Origin of the sequence: Streptomyces sp. JJ38, assembly GCF_019303475.1 — a bacterium.
Taxonomy (GTDB): domain Bacteria; phylum Actinomycetota; class Actinomycetes; order Streptomycetales; family Streptomycetaceae; genus Streptomyces.
The window spans coordinates 128,772-144,757 of the sequence record NZ_JABLSI010000013.1 but is presented as its reverse complement, the minus strand read 5'-3'; the positions used below and the strand labels follow the sequence as shown (position 1 = coordinate 144,757).

Genomic DNA, 15,986 nt, shown 5'->3' with positions numbered 1-15,986 from the left:
GCCACGAGGGCGGGCTCTTCCAGGCTTTCCCGCTCGCTAGGCGCTGGAGCCGTCCGGGTAGACGTTGAGGAACGGCGGCCAGGGCAACCCCGGTTCCTCGGTGCTGAGCTGATAGCCGTAGGCGGTCAGGATGCCCGCCACCGCATAGGTGAGCACCGTCGAAGCCCGCAACAGCTGGGCGGCCTCAGGGGTGTCGTCCGAGCCCGACGGCTCACGGGGAAGATTCCACCCCAACTGAAGATGCGCCCCGTCCGCTCGCGAGGACGAGATCAGGGCCAACGTGACACCGTAAGGACGCGGCGGGTCGTCGTCGGTGAGCAGATACACGGGGATGCCGGTACCGGTCAGCGTCCGCCAGACCCGCGCGGCAAAGGCGGCGAGCGGATCGCCGTCAAGGTGCCGCAACTGGGGCGGCATCAGCAAGACCGGGGCATCGTCACTGGAGCCTGGAGAACCATCGCGCTGAGTCATGTGCCCTTACCTCCCCGGCCCCCGCTCCACTCAAGCGGGACGGACAGCTCCTTGTGGCACACCTATGCTGCCGCCCCTCCGCCCTTCTGTTCTACGTCCGCCTCCACCTCGCCCGGCTGTTCCCCGCGGCGACCGTGCGCGACTTCCACCCCGGCGAGTACTACAACGCCGAACCCGACAGCCTCATCGTCCTCAGCATCCCCGACCGCAACACCGCCTACGCCGCGTTCGACCCCCACCTGCCCTACCGCTTCACCCCGCCCCGGAACCGGCCACCACCTCCCCCGGCCCCGGAAAGGCCCGCCTGGCCCGCTGTGGTCCCCGGAGGGCGAACTGCTAACCGACACTCCCGACCTGACCGCCGCCGAACCCTGCTCCTGCTCACCCGCGACTGGCGCGGGCGACTTCACCACCCGGCTGGACAACTCCGCCCGCTACGCGGACACGTAACCGGGCCTCATACGCTCCGGGCGCCGGGCGGAGAGTGTGACGTCCCCGACCGACGCTGGGGAATGGCAGGCTGGATGCAGGTGCACACAATCGACAGGGCAAACGTTGAGCCCGTCATCGGCGCGCTGCGCGACGGCGCGAGAGACTCCAAGCCTGATGCTGCAGCCCTTACGCGGGAAAGGCGAACACACAGCCATGACTGATCTGCGCATGCTCACCGGCGACCGGCCGACCGGGAAGCTGCACCTGGGCCACTACGTCGGGAGCATCGCCAACCGAGTCAAGCTCCAGCACCAGTACGAGACCTTCCTGATCATCGCCGATCTCCACATGCTGACGACGAAGAACTCCCGCGAGGACATCGCGAAGGTCTCGGCGAACGCCCGCGACATGGTGCTGGACTCCCTGGCCGCCGGCATCGACCCCAGCCGTGCGACCTTCTACCTCCAATCCGCGATCCCCGAGGTCGGCGACCTCAACACGCTCTTCCAGAACCTCGTCACCGTGCCGCGCCTGGAGCGCATCCCCAGCCTGAAAGACATGGCGCGGGACGCCAAGAAGGAGGAGATGCCCTACGGCCTCCTCGGCTACCCCGTTCTCCAGGCCGCCGATATCCTGTGCGTGAAGGCGCACGTCGTACCGGTCGGGAAGGACAACCACGCCCACGTGGAAATCACCCGCGAGATCGCCCGCCGCTTCAACTACCTCTACGGCGAGGTCTTCCCCGTCCCGGAGCTCGTCGAGAGCGACGTCCCAACGCTGGTCGGCACCGATGGCCAGGGCAAGATGAGCAAGTCGGTCGGCAACGTCATCTACCTCTCCGACAGCGCCGAAGAGGTCCGCAAGAAGGTGGCTGGCATGTACACCGACCCCAAGCGCGTCCGCGCCGATGTCCCCGGCACGGTAGAGGGCAACCCCGTCTTCGCCTACCACGACGCATTCAACGACAACCCCGCCGAGATCGCCGACCTCAAGGAGCGGTACCGCGCGGGGAAGGTCGGAGACGTCGAGGTCAAAACCAAGCTCGCCGACGCCATCAACCGCTTCATGGACCCGATGCGGGAACGCCGCGCCATGTTCGAGGAACAGAGCGGCCTCGTCGACGAGATCATCGTCGACGGCACCGAACGCACCCGCCGGGAAGTCCAGCAGGTGGTCTTCGAAGTCCGCAAGGCCATGGGCCTGACCGCCTCCTACAACCAACTGCGCCGCAAGGCTGAACGAGCCCGCAAGGCCCGGGAGATTGCCCAGTCCTGACCCGCCACCTAGGGAGCGGCCCCGGGGATCTCCGCCGCGGTGCAGCGGGTGGAGACAGCGCTGGCCACTGCCACCGCTCAGCCGAGGTAGGGGTAGGTCCCGGTGAGATAGTCACCAATCTGCTGGCGCATGCTGGGGTGGATGTCGTACTGGTCGAGGTCGGCAGGGCGGACGTAGCGGACCCCGTCGGCTTCGTCATTGATGGCGGGTTGGCCGCCGATGGGGCGGCCGATGTAAGTGTTCTCGTACTGCTGGCGGATCTCGCCGTCGCTGTAGGCGACGATGTGGTTCGGGTTGGTGTACACGCCGAGGAAGCCGGTGATCTCGGCGAGGACGCCGGTCTCCTCCTGGCATTCGCGGATGGCGCACTGAGCGGCGGTCTCGCCGATGTCCTGGGCTCCGCCGGGCAGGGCCCACTGGCCGGTGTCGCGGCGACGCTGGAGGAGGATGGCGCCGGACTCATCCACGACGAGAAGATTGCTGGCAGGGATGAGGGTGTTGGCCTTGGGAGCGTCGGGGTCGTTGTAGTACTCAGTGCGGCCCATGTGCGGCGGTCCCCTCCTGGTCCGGCGTCCAGGGTCGCGCGGTGCCCCAGACAGATTCGAAGCTTTGAGCGTAGGTGGCGAACCACCCACTGTCGCCTGCCCGTTTGAGCTCGAACAGAGGGTTGGCACTGGCTGGCTGACCCCAGACAGGTGGGTTGACCAGCATGATGTCGTCGTAGCGGAAGAGCGAGCTGTAGAGGGTCCTGTCGTGCAGCCTCACTTCGCAGCCGGGCTCGGCATTGCTGCCCTGTGGACGGGCGGCACGCGGTTCGACGTTACCGAGGGGGAGACAGGTCACAGAGCTGTGCCTTTCAGAACGGTGGGGCGGATGAGGGTACGGCGGCTGCCGCCGAGGAGGGCCCGGTGTCCCGGACGGCAGATCGGGTTGTTCGCCGAGCGGAGGTGGAGCAGGCAGCGGCCTCAGCCCTCCGTGGGCAGGGCGGCGCCGGGAACGATCGGCCAGTCGACAGTGATACGCGTGTGCTTGTTGTCGAACACGTGCGGATCGTCGGTCGCAGGCATCGGGTCACCGTTGACCAGGGGATGGATGGTGATCCGCGGGCAGAGAGCGGCGCGGTGGTTGCGCTGCCAGTGCTGGACCTGGTCGGCCATCTCCTTCGCGGCCACTTGGCCGCGGGGCCCGTATCCGTGGACGACGAACTCGTACAGGCCGTTGCCGTCGTCTCCGTCGCTGATGCGCTCGGTGGCTAGCCGGGCGAGGGAGGTGCCGCGGACGATCGCGGCGCCGGGCCAGTGCTTGGGCGGCGGGTTCAGGACCCCGTTGTTGCCGTCGGGGTCGACTGAGAGGCGGCAGAAACCGGGCAGGGCGCCGGCCAGGTAGAGGGTGAGGGCGTCGAAGGGTTCCTGGCCACCGATCGTGATGTGGGTGTGCGCCACGGTCGGCTCGCGCGTGAGGGCGGGGGCGAGTTGATCGACCGGCAGCGGGTTGCCGTCTTCCCAGGACAGGTGGACGCCGGTGCCGGGGACGGTGCGACGGTTCGTGTGCCAGGCGCCGTCGCCCTGCATTGCGACGAAGCCGCAGACGATGAGCGGCTCGTCGCTGTGCAGTGCCCCGTCGCGCTTGGTGAAGCCGATGGCCCAGTGGTACCCATGCAGGCGCAGCGGTGCGACGAGACGGCCGCCCTCGGCCAGGGCGTGGATCCAGGGCAGGTCCCAGGTGTCGACGGTGACCACGATGGCGTTGAATCCGCCGTCCGGGACCACATCGATGGGCAGGTGTTCGGCGTCCGCGGTCGTGACGCGGACGTGGTCGTATCCGGTCTGGGTCAGGAAGCGGGTGGCCCGGTCGGTGACGGCCGGGTCGATGTCGAGGGTGGTGACGTGGCCGGTGGGGTCGGCGAGTTCTGCGATGAGGGCGGCGTTGTAGCCGCCGGATCCGATCTCCAGCACCTGGTGGCCGGGCTGGATGCGGGCGGCTTCCAGCATCTCAGCCTGCAGCCATGGCGCGGAGATGGAGCTGGTGACGGTGCCGTCGTCGCTGTAGCGGGTGATGACGATGTCGTTGGCGTACGCAGCTTGGAGAGGTACTTCGGGGGCGAAGGCGTGCCGGGGCACGGTGCGCAGGGCGTGGTCGATCGCAGGGGTGCGGATGTGTCCCCTGGCGGCGAGGTGGTCGGCCAACTGCTGGCGCAGCGCGGTGGCCACGTCGAGGTCCGTGGTGGGGGGCGTGGTCACAGCGGGCCTTTCGGTCGAGTGGGTCATACCTGGTCCGAGACGGTCGGCGTTGCAGGGTTCGGGATGGTCCCGGTCGGGGCGTACTGGGCGGCTTGAGCGTCGAACATTGCCGCGTACCGGCCGCGTGCGGCAATGAGTTCGTCGTGCGTGCCTTCCTCGGCGAGGCGCCCGTTGTTGAGGACGTAGATGTGGTCGGCGTGGCGGACGCCGGACATGCGGTGGGTGACCAGGACGACTGCCCGGTTCGGAGAGGCGAGGCGGCGGATGCGGTCGAAAGCTTCGATCTCGGCCTCGGGATCGAGCGCGGAGGTGGGCTCGTCAACGATGAGGACACTGTCTGCCTGCGCGGTTGCGCTTCGCCAGTGGGTGCGGGCCAGGCCCACCTTCTGCCATTCGCCGCCGGAGAGCTCAATTGCGCCGCGGAACATGCGGGCCAGCAGGCTGCGCAGGCCGGCGGGGAGCTTGGCGATGACAGGGGCGGCGCCTGCGTAGTCGACCGACGGTTGCAGGTCTCGTGGTGTGGCGGCATGGGCGGGGCGGCCGAGGCGGATGTTCATCGCGGCCGTCACGGGCCAGCGTTGAAAATCCTGGGTGAGCAGGGAGACGCGCTCGAAGACCTGCGAGCGGTCGAGGTTGGTGATGTCCGCCTGGCCCCAGCGCAGGGTGCCGGCTTGGGGCAGCAGCAGGCCCGAGAGGATCTTCATCAGCGTGCTCTTGCCAGAACCGTTCTCACCGACCACGGCGGTGACCGACCCCATCGGCAAGGTAAGCGACACCTGCTCCAGGGCAGCCGCGTCACGGTCGGGGTATCGGTAGGTGACGCCATCGAGGGCGATCTCCTTGATTCGCTCAGGCACCGGGGCGCCGCCTGCGGGGATGGTCCGCTGGGCGGCCTGGGCCAGGCACCGGCCGTGGTCGCGGACGTAGAGGGACTCCTCGTGCAACTGGTTGATGTTCATCACCAGCGCGCCCAGGCTCGCTGATCCTGTGCGCACCGCGATCACGGCGGTGCCGGCGATGGCGAGGTTCATCTGCCCGGTCGTGATCAGCCAGAACATGGCCCCGTACGTCGCGGCCATTGCCAAGCCGGACAGCGCAGAGGCGACCCACTCGGTCAACGCCTTGCTGGAGGCGAGGCGCTCCTGTTCGGCCTCGGCGCTCTCGGCCATGCGCTGGTAGCGGCTGAGGAGGAAGGTGCCGACGGCGTGGAGCCGGACCTCCTGGGCGGCGGTGCGCTCGGTGAGCAGATTGCCGATGAGGCGGCTGGCCCGCACGTGCTCGATCCAGCTCATCACCGATACGTACCGTTCCTGGGCCACACGCATGGCGCCCCAACCGCGCGGGGCGGCGATGAGAATCAGCATGGGCAGCAGGATGGGGTGCAACACGGCGAGGACGCCGGCGGTGGCGATCAGGGAGATGAGGCCGTTGAGGGCGGCGACGCAGGCGCCGATCATGCGGCGGGCTGAGCCGGGTCCGTGCTGGGCGACGTCGACGAGCCGTCGAAAGTCGGGGTCGTCGATGGCTTCCAGCTCGACGCTGGCGGCGGCGGCCAGGTACTGGGTGGTGGCGATCCGTTCGACCTTCGGTTCCAGGCGTCCCGCGCGGGAGGTGGACCAGGCAGAGAGGGCGGAGTTGGCGACGCCGATGGCGGCGACGGCTAGCAGGCCGGGTAACAGAGCGTGCAGTCGCTCGGCGGCACTTCCTGTTCCGGCGAGCAGGGCGTGCATGACGGCGTTGATGGCGAGCAGGCCGATGGCCGCGGCGATGCCCTGGCCGATCTCGCTGACTGCCACGGCGAGCAGCGCGCGCCGGTCGGCCTGCCACGCCATGCGCAGCGTGGTGCCGACGAGCGCGGGCATGGAGCGCAGCGCCGACATCATGGTCAGGTCCAGGCCCGCGTGCTCGTGGTGGGAGAAACCCAGGTCGTAGCGCAGCGGTCCGCCGAACAGCTCTTGTTCGGCGTCGGAGACTCGAGGCTCGGCCATCTTCACCGGTCCGAGGAACCTCTTCACCGGGCGCCTCCCGAGGTGGGCGAGTTCAGTGTGCGCTCCGCCCTGGAGGAGAGAGGGAAATGGGGGCGGATGGAGTCCGTCATGCCAGTGACCTCGCATCCGGTCGTGCCCCGTCGGTCACGTGCGCGGCGCGGTCGGCAGCGGTGAGGAGCGAGGTGTCCGAGGAGGCGGCGGTGTTTTCGAACGCAGGATGAACGAGCGCAGGGCGGCGTACGGGATGCACGATGGCTCCTCGGGCGGTATGCGGACTGGTGATCGGGTAACGGGGGGCGTCTTGTCGCCGTCACGGGTGTGCGCGGGCGAAATTTAGAACTCGATAGCGAATATCGGGCTTTCTCCTTGTGTGGCCGGGTGCGGAGTGCTGTGACGCTGCGTTCGATCACTCATGTGGGTTGCGGTACCTCCTTCGGGGGATTGCCGGGCACCGAGTTGGCGTCCTGCAGCAGTTTCCTCAGCTCGGTCTCGGCGAGGGCGACGGCCTCGGACAGCGGCCCCAGGTGGTCGGCGGGCAGGACGTCGGCGCCGAGTCCCGCTGCCGTGATTACCGCGTTCAGGGCGTCTTCATGGTCGGCGCTCAGGGCGGCGCGCGTGGCGGGATGGAGCAGGGCCTCACGCGCGGCGTAGGCATCAAGCCGGGCCACGTCGGCGACGGCGTCCACCAGCGGCCCCGCGTCCGGTCCCGTGGGGTCCAGCTCCAAGGCGGCAAGGCCAGTCCGGGTCTGGAACACGGCGGTCGACGGCTCGGGATGGGCTAGCAGCTCGGTGGCCTCGTTCAGGGTGCGGTCGAGGTCAGGCCGCGGGACGGGTGTGTCTGCGGGATGGCAGTGAGCGCGCAGGAGCAGGCCGACGGCGGTCTCCCAGGGCTCGGTTGGCTGGGTGGCGTGGATCACGTCGCGGGCCTGCTCGTCGAGCCCTTGTTCCATCAGGGACATGATCTTGATCTGGCGGCCGTCGAGGAGCCGGTTGCCGATGCCGCGGTGCTTCGCCATGGCCTCGGCTGCGTCGGTCCACCGGCCGACCCGTGCGAGGGCGCGGGCACCGTCCACGAGAAGGGCCACCCACAGCTCCTGGCACACCTGGCGGTGATCGTCATCGGTGCCGGTGAGGGCGGACAGGTCCACGGTGCGGCCGTCGATCTCGGCCTTGCCCCGCTGCCGGGCGGCGTGGTGGAGGCGGGTGAGAACGTCGTAGGCGGCCTCGCCCTGGCCGTCGCGGGTCAGCAGCCGGGAGAGGTTGACCAGCGGCATCAGCGACATGACGGCGATCGTCGCGTTCAGGCGTCCTGCTTCGGCGAAGACCTGATGCTGGCGCCAGCACAGGTCGGCTGCCAGGTCGGGCAGCCCGACGTCGGAGGCGATCAGTGCTGCGTAGTTGAGGACACCGCTGGCGCGGGCCACCAGGTCGTGGCGGCTCGCACCAGCGGGCGCGACGGTCAGCCCGGTGAGGTGGGTGATGCGCTCGTCCAGCGGTAACGCAGGCGCCTTGGGGCGGCGGACCAGCGGGATACGGCTGGCTATCGCGGGGATCATCGGGTCAGCCCTTGCGCGGCCAGTCGACGACGAGACGGCTGTAGGTCTTGTCGATGACGAAGCGCGGCTCGGCGGTTGTCAGCTTGTCACGAGCGTCGCCGACGGCCATGCGGAAGGTGGGCTCCGGTGCGGTGTTGCCCCAGCCTTCGTCCCAGGAGCGGATCTCTGTGGCAACCTGGTCGGCGAGTTCGGCGGCGCGGGAGCCGTGGCCGATGACGCCGATCTCCCAGTACCGGCCCTTGTCGTCCTCGCCTTCGCGGATGGTCAGGTAGGCCAGGCTGTCGCTGTCGAGGGCGGCCATGGAGCCCCATCCGAAGTGCGGGGTGAAGCCGGGGCGCTGGCCGGGCAGGCGCGACAGGCCGTTGGGCAGCACCGACGCGAGGTACAGGTACAGCCACTCCCAGGGGTCGCCCTGGCGGAACTTTACGCCGGTGTAGACCTTGGCCTGCTTCTGGTCCAGGACGGTGCGGATCGCGTCGCGGTCGACCTCCTGCTCGCTGAAGGTCTCCAGGCGGACGTTGCCCTCACCGTCCATGGGCACCAGGGTGTAGATGTCGTCGCAGACGCCCTTGCGCAGTGGCACGAACGTCGCCATCTCGCAGGAGACGGTCTTCCAGGTGGCGCCGTCGCGCTCGAACGCGAAGCTGCGTGAGATGCTCCCGCGAATCCGCATCGGAAGGACCAGTCGGCCGTCGGGGGCGAGTTGGTCGAGGAGCTTGACCGGGACGTCGCCCGCGCCGACGGTGAACTGGATGCGGTCGTACGGAGCGTGCTCGGGAAGGCCGGCGGCGCCGTCGCCCAGCACGACGGTCACGTTGGCAGCCCCGTCCTGGTCGAGGTTCGTCTGGGCTCCGGCGACGAGATCGTGGTCGACGTCCAGGGTCCACACGTGTCCGTTGGGGCCGACGACCTTGCCCACCAGCCGGGCGTTGTAGCCGGTGGCGGCCCCGGCCTCCAGAACCTTGTGGCCGGGCTGCGCGCCGAGCTGTTCGAGCTGGGTGGCGACGATGGAGGGCGCGGAGATGCAGGAGATCATCTCGCCGTGCTCGTCGTGCTTGATGGGCACCGCGTCCTCCTTATACGCCAACTCGATGGCGACGCCGGGCAGGAACTGGTGGCGGTCGGTGGTCCGGAAGGCATCGATGGCGGCGGGGGTGTGCAGGTGGCCGCTGTCCACGAGGCGGTCGGCCAGGGCCTCACGCATGTCGGCGGGGTCGGTGACGGGTGTCACGGTGGTCTCCATTCGAGCGAGGTTAGGGTTCACAGAAGTGGACCGGCGGGTAGACACGTGGGCGTCTTCCCATGTGGCAAAGGCGACTTGACGGGCAAGCCATCCGGTGGCTGCCTGCTCGGTGACAGGCACCCCGGCGCGGTTGAACGCGAAGATCGCATGATGGGCGAGGACGGCGCGCAAGCCGCGTATCAGTCGCCCATCAGCGGCAAGCCGGCGCAGGCGACGGCCGGCGTCCTCGAAGACGGCGACGCGCTCGGCCCAGCCGGGTTCCGCGTCCGGCCGTCGGGCTGCGTCCGCGTTCATCAGACGCCGCATCGCCGAGACCGAGCGGTCGAGCGCGGGCCCGGTGGGCGGAGCAACGGGGGGCCGCAGGGCGGCAAACTGGGACCAGACGTCTCCGGCCTCGAACGGATCTAGGCCCGCTTTGCGAATCATGGCGGACAGCAGCATCACGGCGCGCTCGCGGGTCCCAGGAGCTCCGGTCTCGGGCAGGGCGCTGCGACTGTCGGCGCAGAACACCTCGTGGGCCACGTCCATGCCCTCGGGCCCGCCGAAGGCTTCCGTCTCCGGCTCGTAGGCGCCACCGACCCAGCCGGTGGCCTGCTGCTCGGCGACGAGGCGGTCCAGCAAGGCAGCCGACGGACGCTCGGTGCGCAGGCGCAGCCCCGAGTCCTTGCGCAGGAAGTGGAAACGCTGGTCGTGCAGCGCGGCCGACAGGCACCGGGCAGCCTCGGGGCTCATCGTGCCGCCAGCGAAGGCCACGCTGGCGTGCCACCAGGTCGTGTCGCGCGTGATCAGAAGGTTCTCGTCGTCGAAGGGCATACGCGGTCGTACTCCATCTCGGTGGTAATTAGGGCGGTCAGGTGGTCAACAGCACGCTGGTCCAGTCCGTGGCGTTCGTGCCATCGAGGGCAAGCTGAGCACCGCTGCAGCCCTCCATGAAGCCGGGCTTGGACAGCTGGTCCAGGTCGGTGGCCAGGCACTGGTGGAGATGGCCGATCACGGGGGCGAAGCGCTCCGGGGTGGGGCTGTCGGCGGCGACAGCGCGGGCGAGGGTCACCAGGCCGGCCCAGCCGTGGCACAGCGTGGCGTCGGTGATCCGGGCGCGGTGAGCGGGGTCGGTCAGCGTGCGTACCACGGTGTCCTCTGCCGCTTGGCGCCGGGCGGGGTCCTCCAGGGCGAGCGCGGCGAGCTGCTGGGCGCGGGCGATGCCGGGCCGGCCGTAGCACCACGACTGGCGGGCAGGCTCCGGCACGGGCGGCTCGCCGGCGTCCAGATGGGCGCGGCGGGTCCAGTAGTGGCCGCCGTACCGGTCCAGCCAGCGTGCGAAGACCTCGATCGCTTCGCGCTGCCCCGCTACCTGGACGTCGTGCCGGACAGCGAGGGACAGCACTGCCAGGGGGCCGGCGATACCGTGTGCGACACCGTTGTTGCCGTGGCCGCCGTCCATCTCTTCATCGCCGGGCCCAGTCTCCGACCACCAACCCGGCAGCTCCCGACCCTCGATCCGGACCGGCCGCGCCAGAGAGACCAGATAGGCCAGCACCTCCTCCAACAGCAGCGAGGCCGTGCCGCGGGTCAGCAGCAGCGCGCCCAGCCCCGTCAGACCCCGAATGAGGTCGAACTCCGCGAGATGCGGTAGCGCTCCAGCCGCCTGCCGCCGCCGTGCGGCGGCGAGGCGAGCTTCGACGACTCGGTCGACAGTCTCGCGGACTTCGCGGCTGACGCGTCCGGCACGGCTGAGGACGAATTCAAGGGCCGGGGCACCGTGAAACAGGGAGGCGTTGCCTCCGGAGCTGACACCGCCGGCTACCGCCTGTTCCAGCCTGCTGCGCGCGGAGACGAAGTCACCGCGCTCGATGTGCAGCAGAGCCATCCCCAGCGCGCCTTCGGATAGGTCTTGCGTTCGGGGCAGGGCCGTCGTCTCGGTCATGAGCGCGCCTTCAGCGGGAGAACGAGGCTGTGAGCCCGTCCGCCGATCCAGCCGTCGGCGTCCGGCGGCGGTGCATCCTGCAGGGTCGCGACGCCGGTCGGGCTGGCGGCAAGGTGGGAGCGCAACAGGTCCAGATACATGTCCTGGTGCAGATCAAGAGGGAGCTGCTGATCGTCCTCTGTCAGGAGCACGCGGTTGGGCACACGGAACCTGCCCATCCAGGCGTGCAACTGCCCGGTCCACTCATCCAGCGTCGCGGTGCGGCCGGGAAGGTCCTGGGCCCGCACCTTCCATCGCGCGGGCACCAGGATCGAACGCCGGTAGTGCAGCGCCGGCGTGAACGGCAATGTCCAGGCTGCGCCCCAGTCGAACCAGGTCACCTGCGGCGCTCCAGCACGGCTGATCTCGGCCAGGAACCGGGCCATGGGAGGGGTGTAGTTGTTCCACAGGAAATTGAGCGCGGTCGGCGCCAGCAATTCCACGTGCGTGCCGGTGGCGGCCTCGGTGAGATAGAGGCGGCCATCGCGGATGCCCACGGCCAGATCGGACGGGAACAGCACCCCCTCCTTGCGGTGCCGGAACTCGCCGACGCTGACGACCCGGGGCAATACCTGAGGGGCACGGGTGAGCAGGTTGGCGGAGATGCGGCCGGCGTGGAAGGACAACTGAGCAAGCTCCGCGTCGGGATCGACAGTAGGCAGACCGGAGTATGGCGGGCCGGCGCTCGCGAACAGGTGCCAGAACCGGCCGGTCATCGAGCCGGCCGAACGGGAGACGGTGGACACCTGAAGCCGGAAGTTGCCGAGATCCAGGGCGCGCGTCGAACCGGCCTGGACATGCACGCCCAGTTCGAGGTGGGGCGCGGCCAGCTCGGACTTGCCGACGGCGGCCTCCAACTGCTCGACCATCGCGCCGGTCAGGGCCACAGATCTGCTGCCCTCAACGCCTGCGGTCCCGGCCAGCTCCAGAAGCAGTCGGTCGCGGCGGCTCATCGGGCGGGGAGGCTCGGACACCGTGCCGAACCCCTCGGGAAAACCCAGGCCCCGCTCGGAGTCCGTCACCAGCTCCAGCGGCACCTCGACCCCCTCACCGTACCGGTCGGCGAACTGCTCGGCGTAGCGGCGCCAGGCCGGGATTCCCCTCGGGTGGGTGGCGAGCCGAGCGAGGACCGTCGCAGCCGTTTCCGCCTCCGTCAGGACCGCCTTGGGCAGCCGCACCGTGGCGTCCAGTCGCAGATCCAACGCCGTCGAGTTATTCCGAGTTTCTCCCTGAAGAGCAGGCGGTAGGGACTCGGCTGGATCGACGACGGTGGCGGGAGCGAGGAGCGACGACCGCAGCAGCCGCACCTTCAAGAGCTGCGCGAGAAGTCGGATGCGGTGGTGTTCAGCCGTGGTCGGGAACTCGGCGGCGAGCTTGTCCGCCAGGTCCGAGTACCGGATCGGCGCCCGTGCCGCATCGAGTACCAGCGCGACCGCAGGTGTCAGCGCGAGCGAGAACTCCGACGCGCCCTCGGACGGAACGTACACGCGCCCGCTTCTCTGCTGAGCAAGGTTGTTGACGCATACGTCGAGGTTCGTCATCCGCTCGGCGTCTGCTTCCCAGACGCTGATCGCGGCGTCCAGCGCCGCCGGGTCCGGCCGGGCAACAGTCTGGTGCCGGCCCCCGAACCACGCCTCGGCCGTCTCACCGAACTCGATCAGTGTGACACCCGCGAACAGGCCGTATGGGGTGGAGCGGCGCGCGTACCTGATGGCGTACCGGGCGGTGGCCAGCGCCGCCCGTCGTACTCGGCGCACCTTGGGCGAGCGCCCGTCGAGGATCGACTGGACCTGCCGTTCCAGATCTGGGCTGGCGCTGGACACAGCCTGGCGAAAGGCGTCATCGGCCCACACCGTGGCCAACCAGGAGCGCCAGTGATCGAGCGGAGCAGTAGGCCCCGGCCAGGGCGGCATCTCCGGCTCGGTGAGGTTGGCCGCAGCGCGAAGCATCCCTTCGGCGGCGCTCTCGTACAGGCTGTGTCGTAAACGCGTCATCACCCACTCCGTTCTTGGCAGGAAGGGTGCGGGCTGGACGGAGTCGTCCGTCCAGCCCGCGCCTCCGGACTGACCTCGTTACGAGGTGGTGCAGGCGCTCGGACAGGAGCTGCCGCAGTTGTCGCCGGTGCTGCACATCAGCACCGTCTCCGTCGCCGGCGTGTTCTCGATGAAGGTGATGTCGAGCTCGAACGGATCGTCGGAGGAGTCAGCGGTCGGCTGCGGGCTCGCAACCGGCTGCTCCAGGTGGACGGCGGTCATTCATGCCTCCTTGGGGCATTCGACGGGTGGTGCAAGGTCCCGGAGTCCTCCTGGGCCCCGGAGTCGTAGAGCCAGGACACCGTGATGCCGTGGCGTCGCAGCAGGGCCATGCGTGGGCGATCGCGGGCTCGCATGTGCTGCTCGATGGGCGAGGAAGTTCGGCCGGTCGACGCTGACCCGTTCCTCGAACGCCGCGAGGTCGAGAGCAAGGAGGCGGGTCATCGGCGTGGTGCCCGGCCGCCCGAGGAGCACCAGCACGAGGCGAGTGGCGATCATGTGGCTGCCTTCCTCGGCCAGTGCCCCGCGGCGCGCTTGATCAGGTCGTAGGAGTCCTGGGGACCGGGGGCGTGGTCGATGGCGCTGAGCAGGCTGTCGTGCACGACCTCACTTGCAGCACCGGAGACAGCAACGTGCCGCTTCACACCCTCGTCGGCCACATCAGCCCTGCGGTCCCAGCGCCCGCGGTGTGCAAGGACGCCGAAGTCGTTGATGCCCACCGTGCGCTGGCTTCGCTGGGGCGGCAGATTGCGCAGGAGGTACCGGGTTTCCTGAGTGTCCACGCCGTAGAACCGGCACAGCGGTTCCAGCGCGTGCGACGCCAGAGGGCTCTCGACGCGCTCCCAGCGGCTGATCGCTGAAATGCTGACCCCGGCCGTGCGGGCGGCGTCGCCCAGCGTGTGGCCCAGTGCTCTGCGCTGGGGCACGCAGGTAGGCGCCCAGAACGATCTCGATCGGCGCCGAGCTCGCCGCGACGGGGGTTGCGTCGGTCGCCGTGGGATGGAGATCGACGAGGTTGTCGGCAGGGCCGGGGACGTGGGCCGCGTCATGCTGCGCCTGCCAGTGAGGTGAGTACGACGGTGTCACCGATGCCGGAGCGGATGGGAGTGGTACTGAGTCGTGTGCGCAGGGCCGCCAGCGCGGTAGCGGCGGGAGGGAGGCCGACTCGGACTCGGCGAGTATCCAGTCCGGCAGGCTCGCGCACGGGGTGAGTTTCGATGCCGTCCGCGGTCGCTCGGTACTGGGTGCCGAAGACCTGAGTGTGGCCACTGTTGATGAGGGCGCGGTCGTGGAGGTGCGCCCAGTGCTGGACGGAAGCGTCGCCGGCCTGGGCAGCGCGGTGCAGGAGGCGTGCCGCCACGCGCTGGAAGTCGGGGTCATGGTCGGCGTGCAAGGCGAGCTGCCAGGCGGCACGGGCGCCGTCAGGGCCGACGAGGCGCTGGCCGGGCCAATCGTGGTCGGCCAGGATGCGTCGCAGGATCTTGGCGCCGGCGTGGTCAGCGTCCCGGCTCCCGAGCTGGAGGGCATCGCGCTGGTCACGGACGAACCGCACCCAGCCTGTGGCGGCCTGGTCGGCGCGGTCGAGCAATTCGCGGGCCAGATCGGGACGGAGGGGTGCGGTCGTCATGGTGCGCTCCGGTCGGTTCGGGATTCGACCTGGGGCGTGAGGGGGACCGTGCAGCGGATGAACGGGGTGAGGCGCGGATAGACCTTGGAACGCAGTTCTAGCCGGGCGACCCGCTCCCCGTTGGTTCCAGGGCCTGATCCCCGGGCCTCCCATCCCATGTGCTGCAGCCGGTTTAGGAACCGCGCGATGGGGTCCACGTCGAGAGCATGCCGGGCGGGGGTTTCGGATCGCACGTGCGGCAGGTCGAGGCGGGCGGCGTAGTCGGAGGCCCACAGGGTGACGAGCCAGACGACGTTGTCCGAGCGCCCGGGGAGGGTGTGAGTATGGGACAGGAGCAGGCTGCGGCCGATGCCTTCGGTGCCCCAGTGCCCGAGGTCGGGGTGCCGGTCGAGGAGCAGGCAGCTGAGCAGGACACCGTCCTCGAACAGGCCCACTGACTCGGCCTGATCGTCCCGGTACAGGGCGGGGACGTCACCGCGGCAGGGCACGGGCAGGCCGCGGTGGGCGAGCCAGCCGAGGCGGTCCTCCACGAGGGCAGCGGCCTCCGCCCGTTCTGCGTCGGTGGCCAACGGCCGCATTTCGTAGGCGGATCCGCCCCGGGAGTTGTTTCGAGACAGTCCGTCGGCGCTCTGCTGCAGCTCAGGGGCGCGGGTTGTGCTCATCCGCCGACTCCCGCCGATGCCGATGGCTGTTGGTCCGCGCCCAGCAACCCCCAGCTGTGGGCGAGGACGACGAGCTGAGTGGTGTCGGCGGCGCCCGTCTCGGCGAGCAGTGTGTCGACTTCGGCACGGACGTCGGCCGGGGCCAGGAGGGCGTCTCGGGCGACATCGTAGGCGTCGGTGTGTTCGGCGACTGCTCTCAGCAGCGCCCGCCGCCCGGGGACGAGGCCGGGTGCCGGTTCAGCCGCGGCGGGCGGGGTGACCTGTCCCGAGCTGAGCAGGCGGTGCACCAAGACGTGCAGCGCGCTGCGGGGCTCGCAGTGCAGCTTTCCGCGCATGACACGGATGTAGCTGGAGACGGTGTTGGCCGACAGCCGGGCCTCGGCCGCGATGGCGCGGGGCTCAAGTCCCCGGACGAGGTGCTCGGCGACACGCCGCTCAGCCGGGGTGAGCGGGGTGATCGGGGCGTTGAACATGGCGGTCTTCCTGGTTGATTCGG

At 69.6% G+C, this 15,986-nt stretch carries 14 protein-coding genes and 1 pseudogene; 1 reads left to right on the top strand and 14 read right to left on the bottom strand.

Features of this window, described 5'->3' with window-relative positions; genetic code table 11:
- Positions 1 to 36: 36 nt before the first annotated feature.
- Positions 37 to 471 carry a hypothetical protein gene (locus HPT28_RS09185; RefSeq protein WP_219090470.1) on the bottom strand — a complete coding sequence of 145 codons (435 nt, stop codon included), beginning with the start codon at positions 469 to 471 and terminating at the stop codon, positions 37 to 39.
- Between the two features lie 645 nt (positions 472 to 1,116).
- On the opposite strand from HPT28_RS09185, the gene trpS reads away from it, so the two are divergent.
- Positions 1,117 to 2,178 (top strand): tryptophan--tRNA ligase, encoded by a 1,062-nt coding sequence (trpS, locus tag HPT28_RS09180; protein ID WP_257578296.1) that lies wholly within the window; start codon positions 1,117 to 1,119, stop codon positions 2,176 to 2,178.
- Between the two features lie 77 nt (positions 2,179 to 2,255).
- Here trpS and HPT28_RS09175 read toward each other — a convergent pair whose 3' ends face one another.
- From HPT28_RS09175 to HPT28_RS09120, 13 genes and pseudogenes are all read right to left on the bottom strand, one after another.
- Positions 2,256 to 2,723, bottom strand: coding sequence for an NUDIX hydrolase (locus HPT28_RS09175; RefSeq protein ID WP_219090469.1), 468 nt, complete (start codon positions 2,721 to 2,723; stop codon positions 2,256 to 2,258).
- Positions 2,710 to 2,958, bottom strand: a pseudogene (locus HPT28_RS26725) (XRE family transcriptional regulator); the annotation flags it as partial. The pseudogene HPT28_RS26725 and the gene HPT28_RS09175, both read right to left, overlap by 14 nt.
- A 185-nt stretch (positions 2,959 to 3,143) precedes the next feature.
- Positions 3,144 to 4,418 (bottom strand): methyltransferase, FxLD system, encoded by a 1,275-nt coding sequence (gene fxlM, locus HPT28_RS09170; RefSeq protein WP_219090468.1) that lies wholly within the window; start codon positions 4,416 to 4,418, stop codon positions 3,144 to 3,146.
- A 23-nt stretch (positions 4,419 to 4,441) separates the two neighbouring features.
- A complete protein-coding gene (locus HPT28_RS09165) occupies positions 4,442 to 6,406 on the bottom strand; it encodes an ABC transporter ATP-binding protein (RefSeq protein WP_219090583.1) in 1,965 nt (654 codons plus the stop codon).
- A 410-nt stretch (positions 6,407 to 6,816) separates the two neighbouring features.
- Positions 6,817 to 7,962, bottom strand: coding sequence for a hypothetical protein (locus tag HPT28_RS09160; protein WP_219090467.1), 1,146 nt, complete (start codon positions 7,960 to 7,962; stop codon positions 6,817 to 6,819).
- A 4-nt stretch (positions 7,963 to 7,966) separates the two neighbouring features.
- Positions 7,967 to 10,018, bottom strand: a complete 2,052-nt coding sequence (fxlM, locus tag HPT28_RS09155; RefSeq protein WP_219090466.1) for a methyltransferase, FxLD system — start codon at positions 10,016 to 10,018, stop codon at positions 7,967 to 7,969.
- A gap of 37 nt (positions 10,019 to 10,055) precedes the next feature.
- Entirely contained in the window at positions 10,056 to 11,129 is a 1,074-nt protein-coding gene (locus tag HPT28_RS09150; protein WP_219090465.1) for a lanthionine synthetase C family protein, read from the bottom strand.
- Positions 11,126 to 13,162, bottom strand: coding sequence for a lantibiotic dehydratase family protein (locus tag HPT28_RS09145; protein ID WP_257578293.1), 2,037 nt, complete (start codon positions 13,160 to 13,162; stop codon positions 11,126 to 11,128). The genes HPT28_RS09150 and HPT28_RS09145 overlap by 4 nt, the downstream gene beginning before the upstream one ends.
- A 78-nt stretch (positions 13,163 to 13,240) precedes the next feature.
- On the bottom strand, positions 13,241 to 13,423 hold the full coding sequence (locus HPT28_RS09140) for an FxLD family lanthipeptide (protein ID WP_219090464.1): 183 nt from the start codon (positions 13,421 to 13,423) through the stop codon (positions 13,241 to 13,243).
- 272 nt (positions 13,424 to 13,695) lie between these two features.
- Positions 13,696 to 14,127 (bottom strand): helix-turn-helix transcriptional regulator, encoded by a 432-nt coding sequence (locus tag HPT28_RS09135; protein WP_219090463.1) that lies wholly within the window; start codon positions 14,125 to 14,127, stop codon positions 13,696 to 13,698.
- 119 nt (positions 14,128 to 14,246) lie between these two features.
- On the bottom strand, positions 14,247 to 14,828 hold the full coding sequence (locus tag HPT28_RS09130) for a DUF6624 domain-containing protein (protein ID WP_219090462.1): 582 nt from the start codon (positions 14,826 to 14,828) through the stop codon (positions 14,247 to 14,249).
- A complete protein-coding gene (locus HPT28_RS09125) occupies positions 14,825 to 15,490 on the bottom strand; it encodes a hypothetical protein (RefSeq protein WP_219090461.1) in 666 nt (221 codons plus the stop codon). The genes HPT28_RS09130 and HPT28_RS09125 overlap by 4 nt, the downstream gene beginning before the upstream one ends.
- Positions 15,487 to 15,963, bottom strand: coding sequence for a LuxR C-terminal-related transcriptional regulator (locus HPT28_RS09120; RefSeq protein WP_219090460.1), 477 nt, complete (start codon positions 15,961 to 15,963; stop codon positions 15,487 to 15,489). The genes HPT28_RS09125 and HPT28_RS09120 overlap by 4 nt, the downstream gene beginning before the upstream one ends.
- Between the last annotated feature and the right edge of the window lie 23 nt (positions 15,964 to 15,986).

Coding starts and splice junctions, on each gene's coding strand:
- HPT28_RS09185 (WP_219090470.1), bottom strand. CDS start 471: ATGACTCAGCGCGATGGTTCTCCAGGCTCCAGTGACGATGCCCCGGTC.
- trpS (WP_257578296.1), top strand. CDS start 1,117: ATGACTGATCTGCGCATGCTCACCGGCGACCGGCCGACCGGGAAGCTG.
- HPT28_RS09175 (WP_219090469.1), bottom strand. CDS start 2,723: ATGGGCCGCACTGAGTACTACAACGACCCCGACGCTCCCAAGGCCAAC.
- HPT28_RS09165 (WP_219090583.1), bottom strand. CDS start 6,406: ATGGCCGAGCCTCGAGTCTCCGACGCCGAACAAGAGCTGTTCGGCGGA.
- HPT28_RS09160 (WP_219090467.1), bottom strand. CDS start 7,962: ATGATCCCCGCGATAGCCAGCCGTATCCCGCTGGTCCGCCGCCCCAAG.
- fxlM (WP_219090466.1), bottom strand. CDS start 10,018: ATGCCCTTCGACGACGAGAACCTTCTGATCACGCGCGACACGACCTGG.
- HPT28_RS09150 (WP_219090465.1), bottom strand. CDS start 11,129: ATGACCGAGACGACGGCCCTGCCCCGAACGCAAGACCTATCCGAAGGC.
- HPT28_RS09145 (WP_257578293.1), bottom strand. CDS start 13,162: ATGACGCGTTTACGACACAGCCTGTACGAGAGCGCCGCCGAAGGGATG.
- HPT28_RS09140 (WP_219090464.1), bottom strand. CDS start 13,423: ATGACCGCCGTCCACCTGGAGCAGCCGGTTGCGAGCCCGCAGCCGACC.
- HPT28_RS09130 (WP_219090462.1), bottom strand. CDS start 14,828: ATGACGACCGCACCCCTCCGTCCCGATCTGGCCCGCGAATTGCTCGAC.
- HPT28_RS09125 (WP_219090461.1), bottom strand. CDS start 15,490: ATGAGCACAACCCGCGCCCCTGAGCTGCAGCAGAGCGCCGACGGACTG.
- HPT28_RS09120 (WP_219090460.1), bottom strand. CDS start 15,963: ATGTTCAACGCCCCGATCACCCCGCTCACCCCGGCTGAGCGGCGTGTC.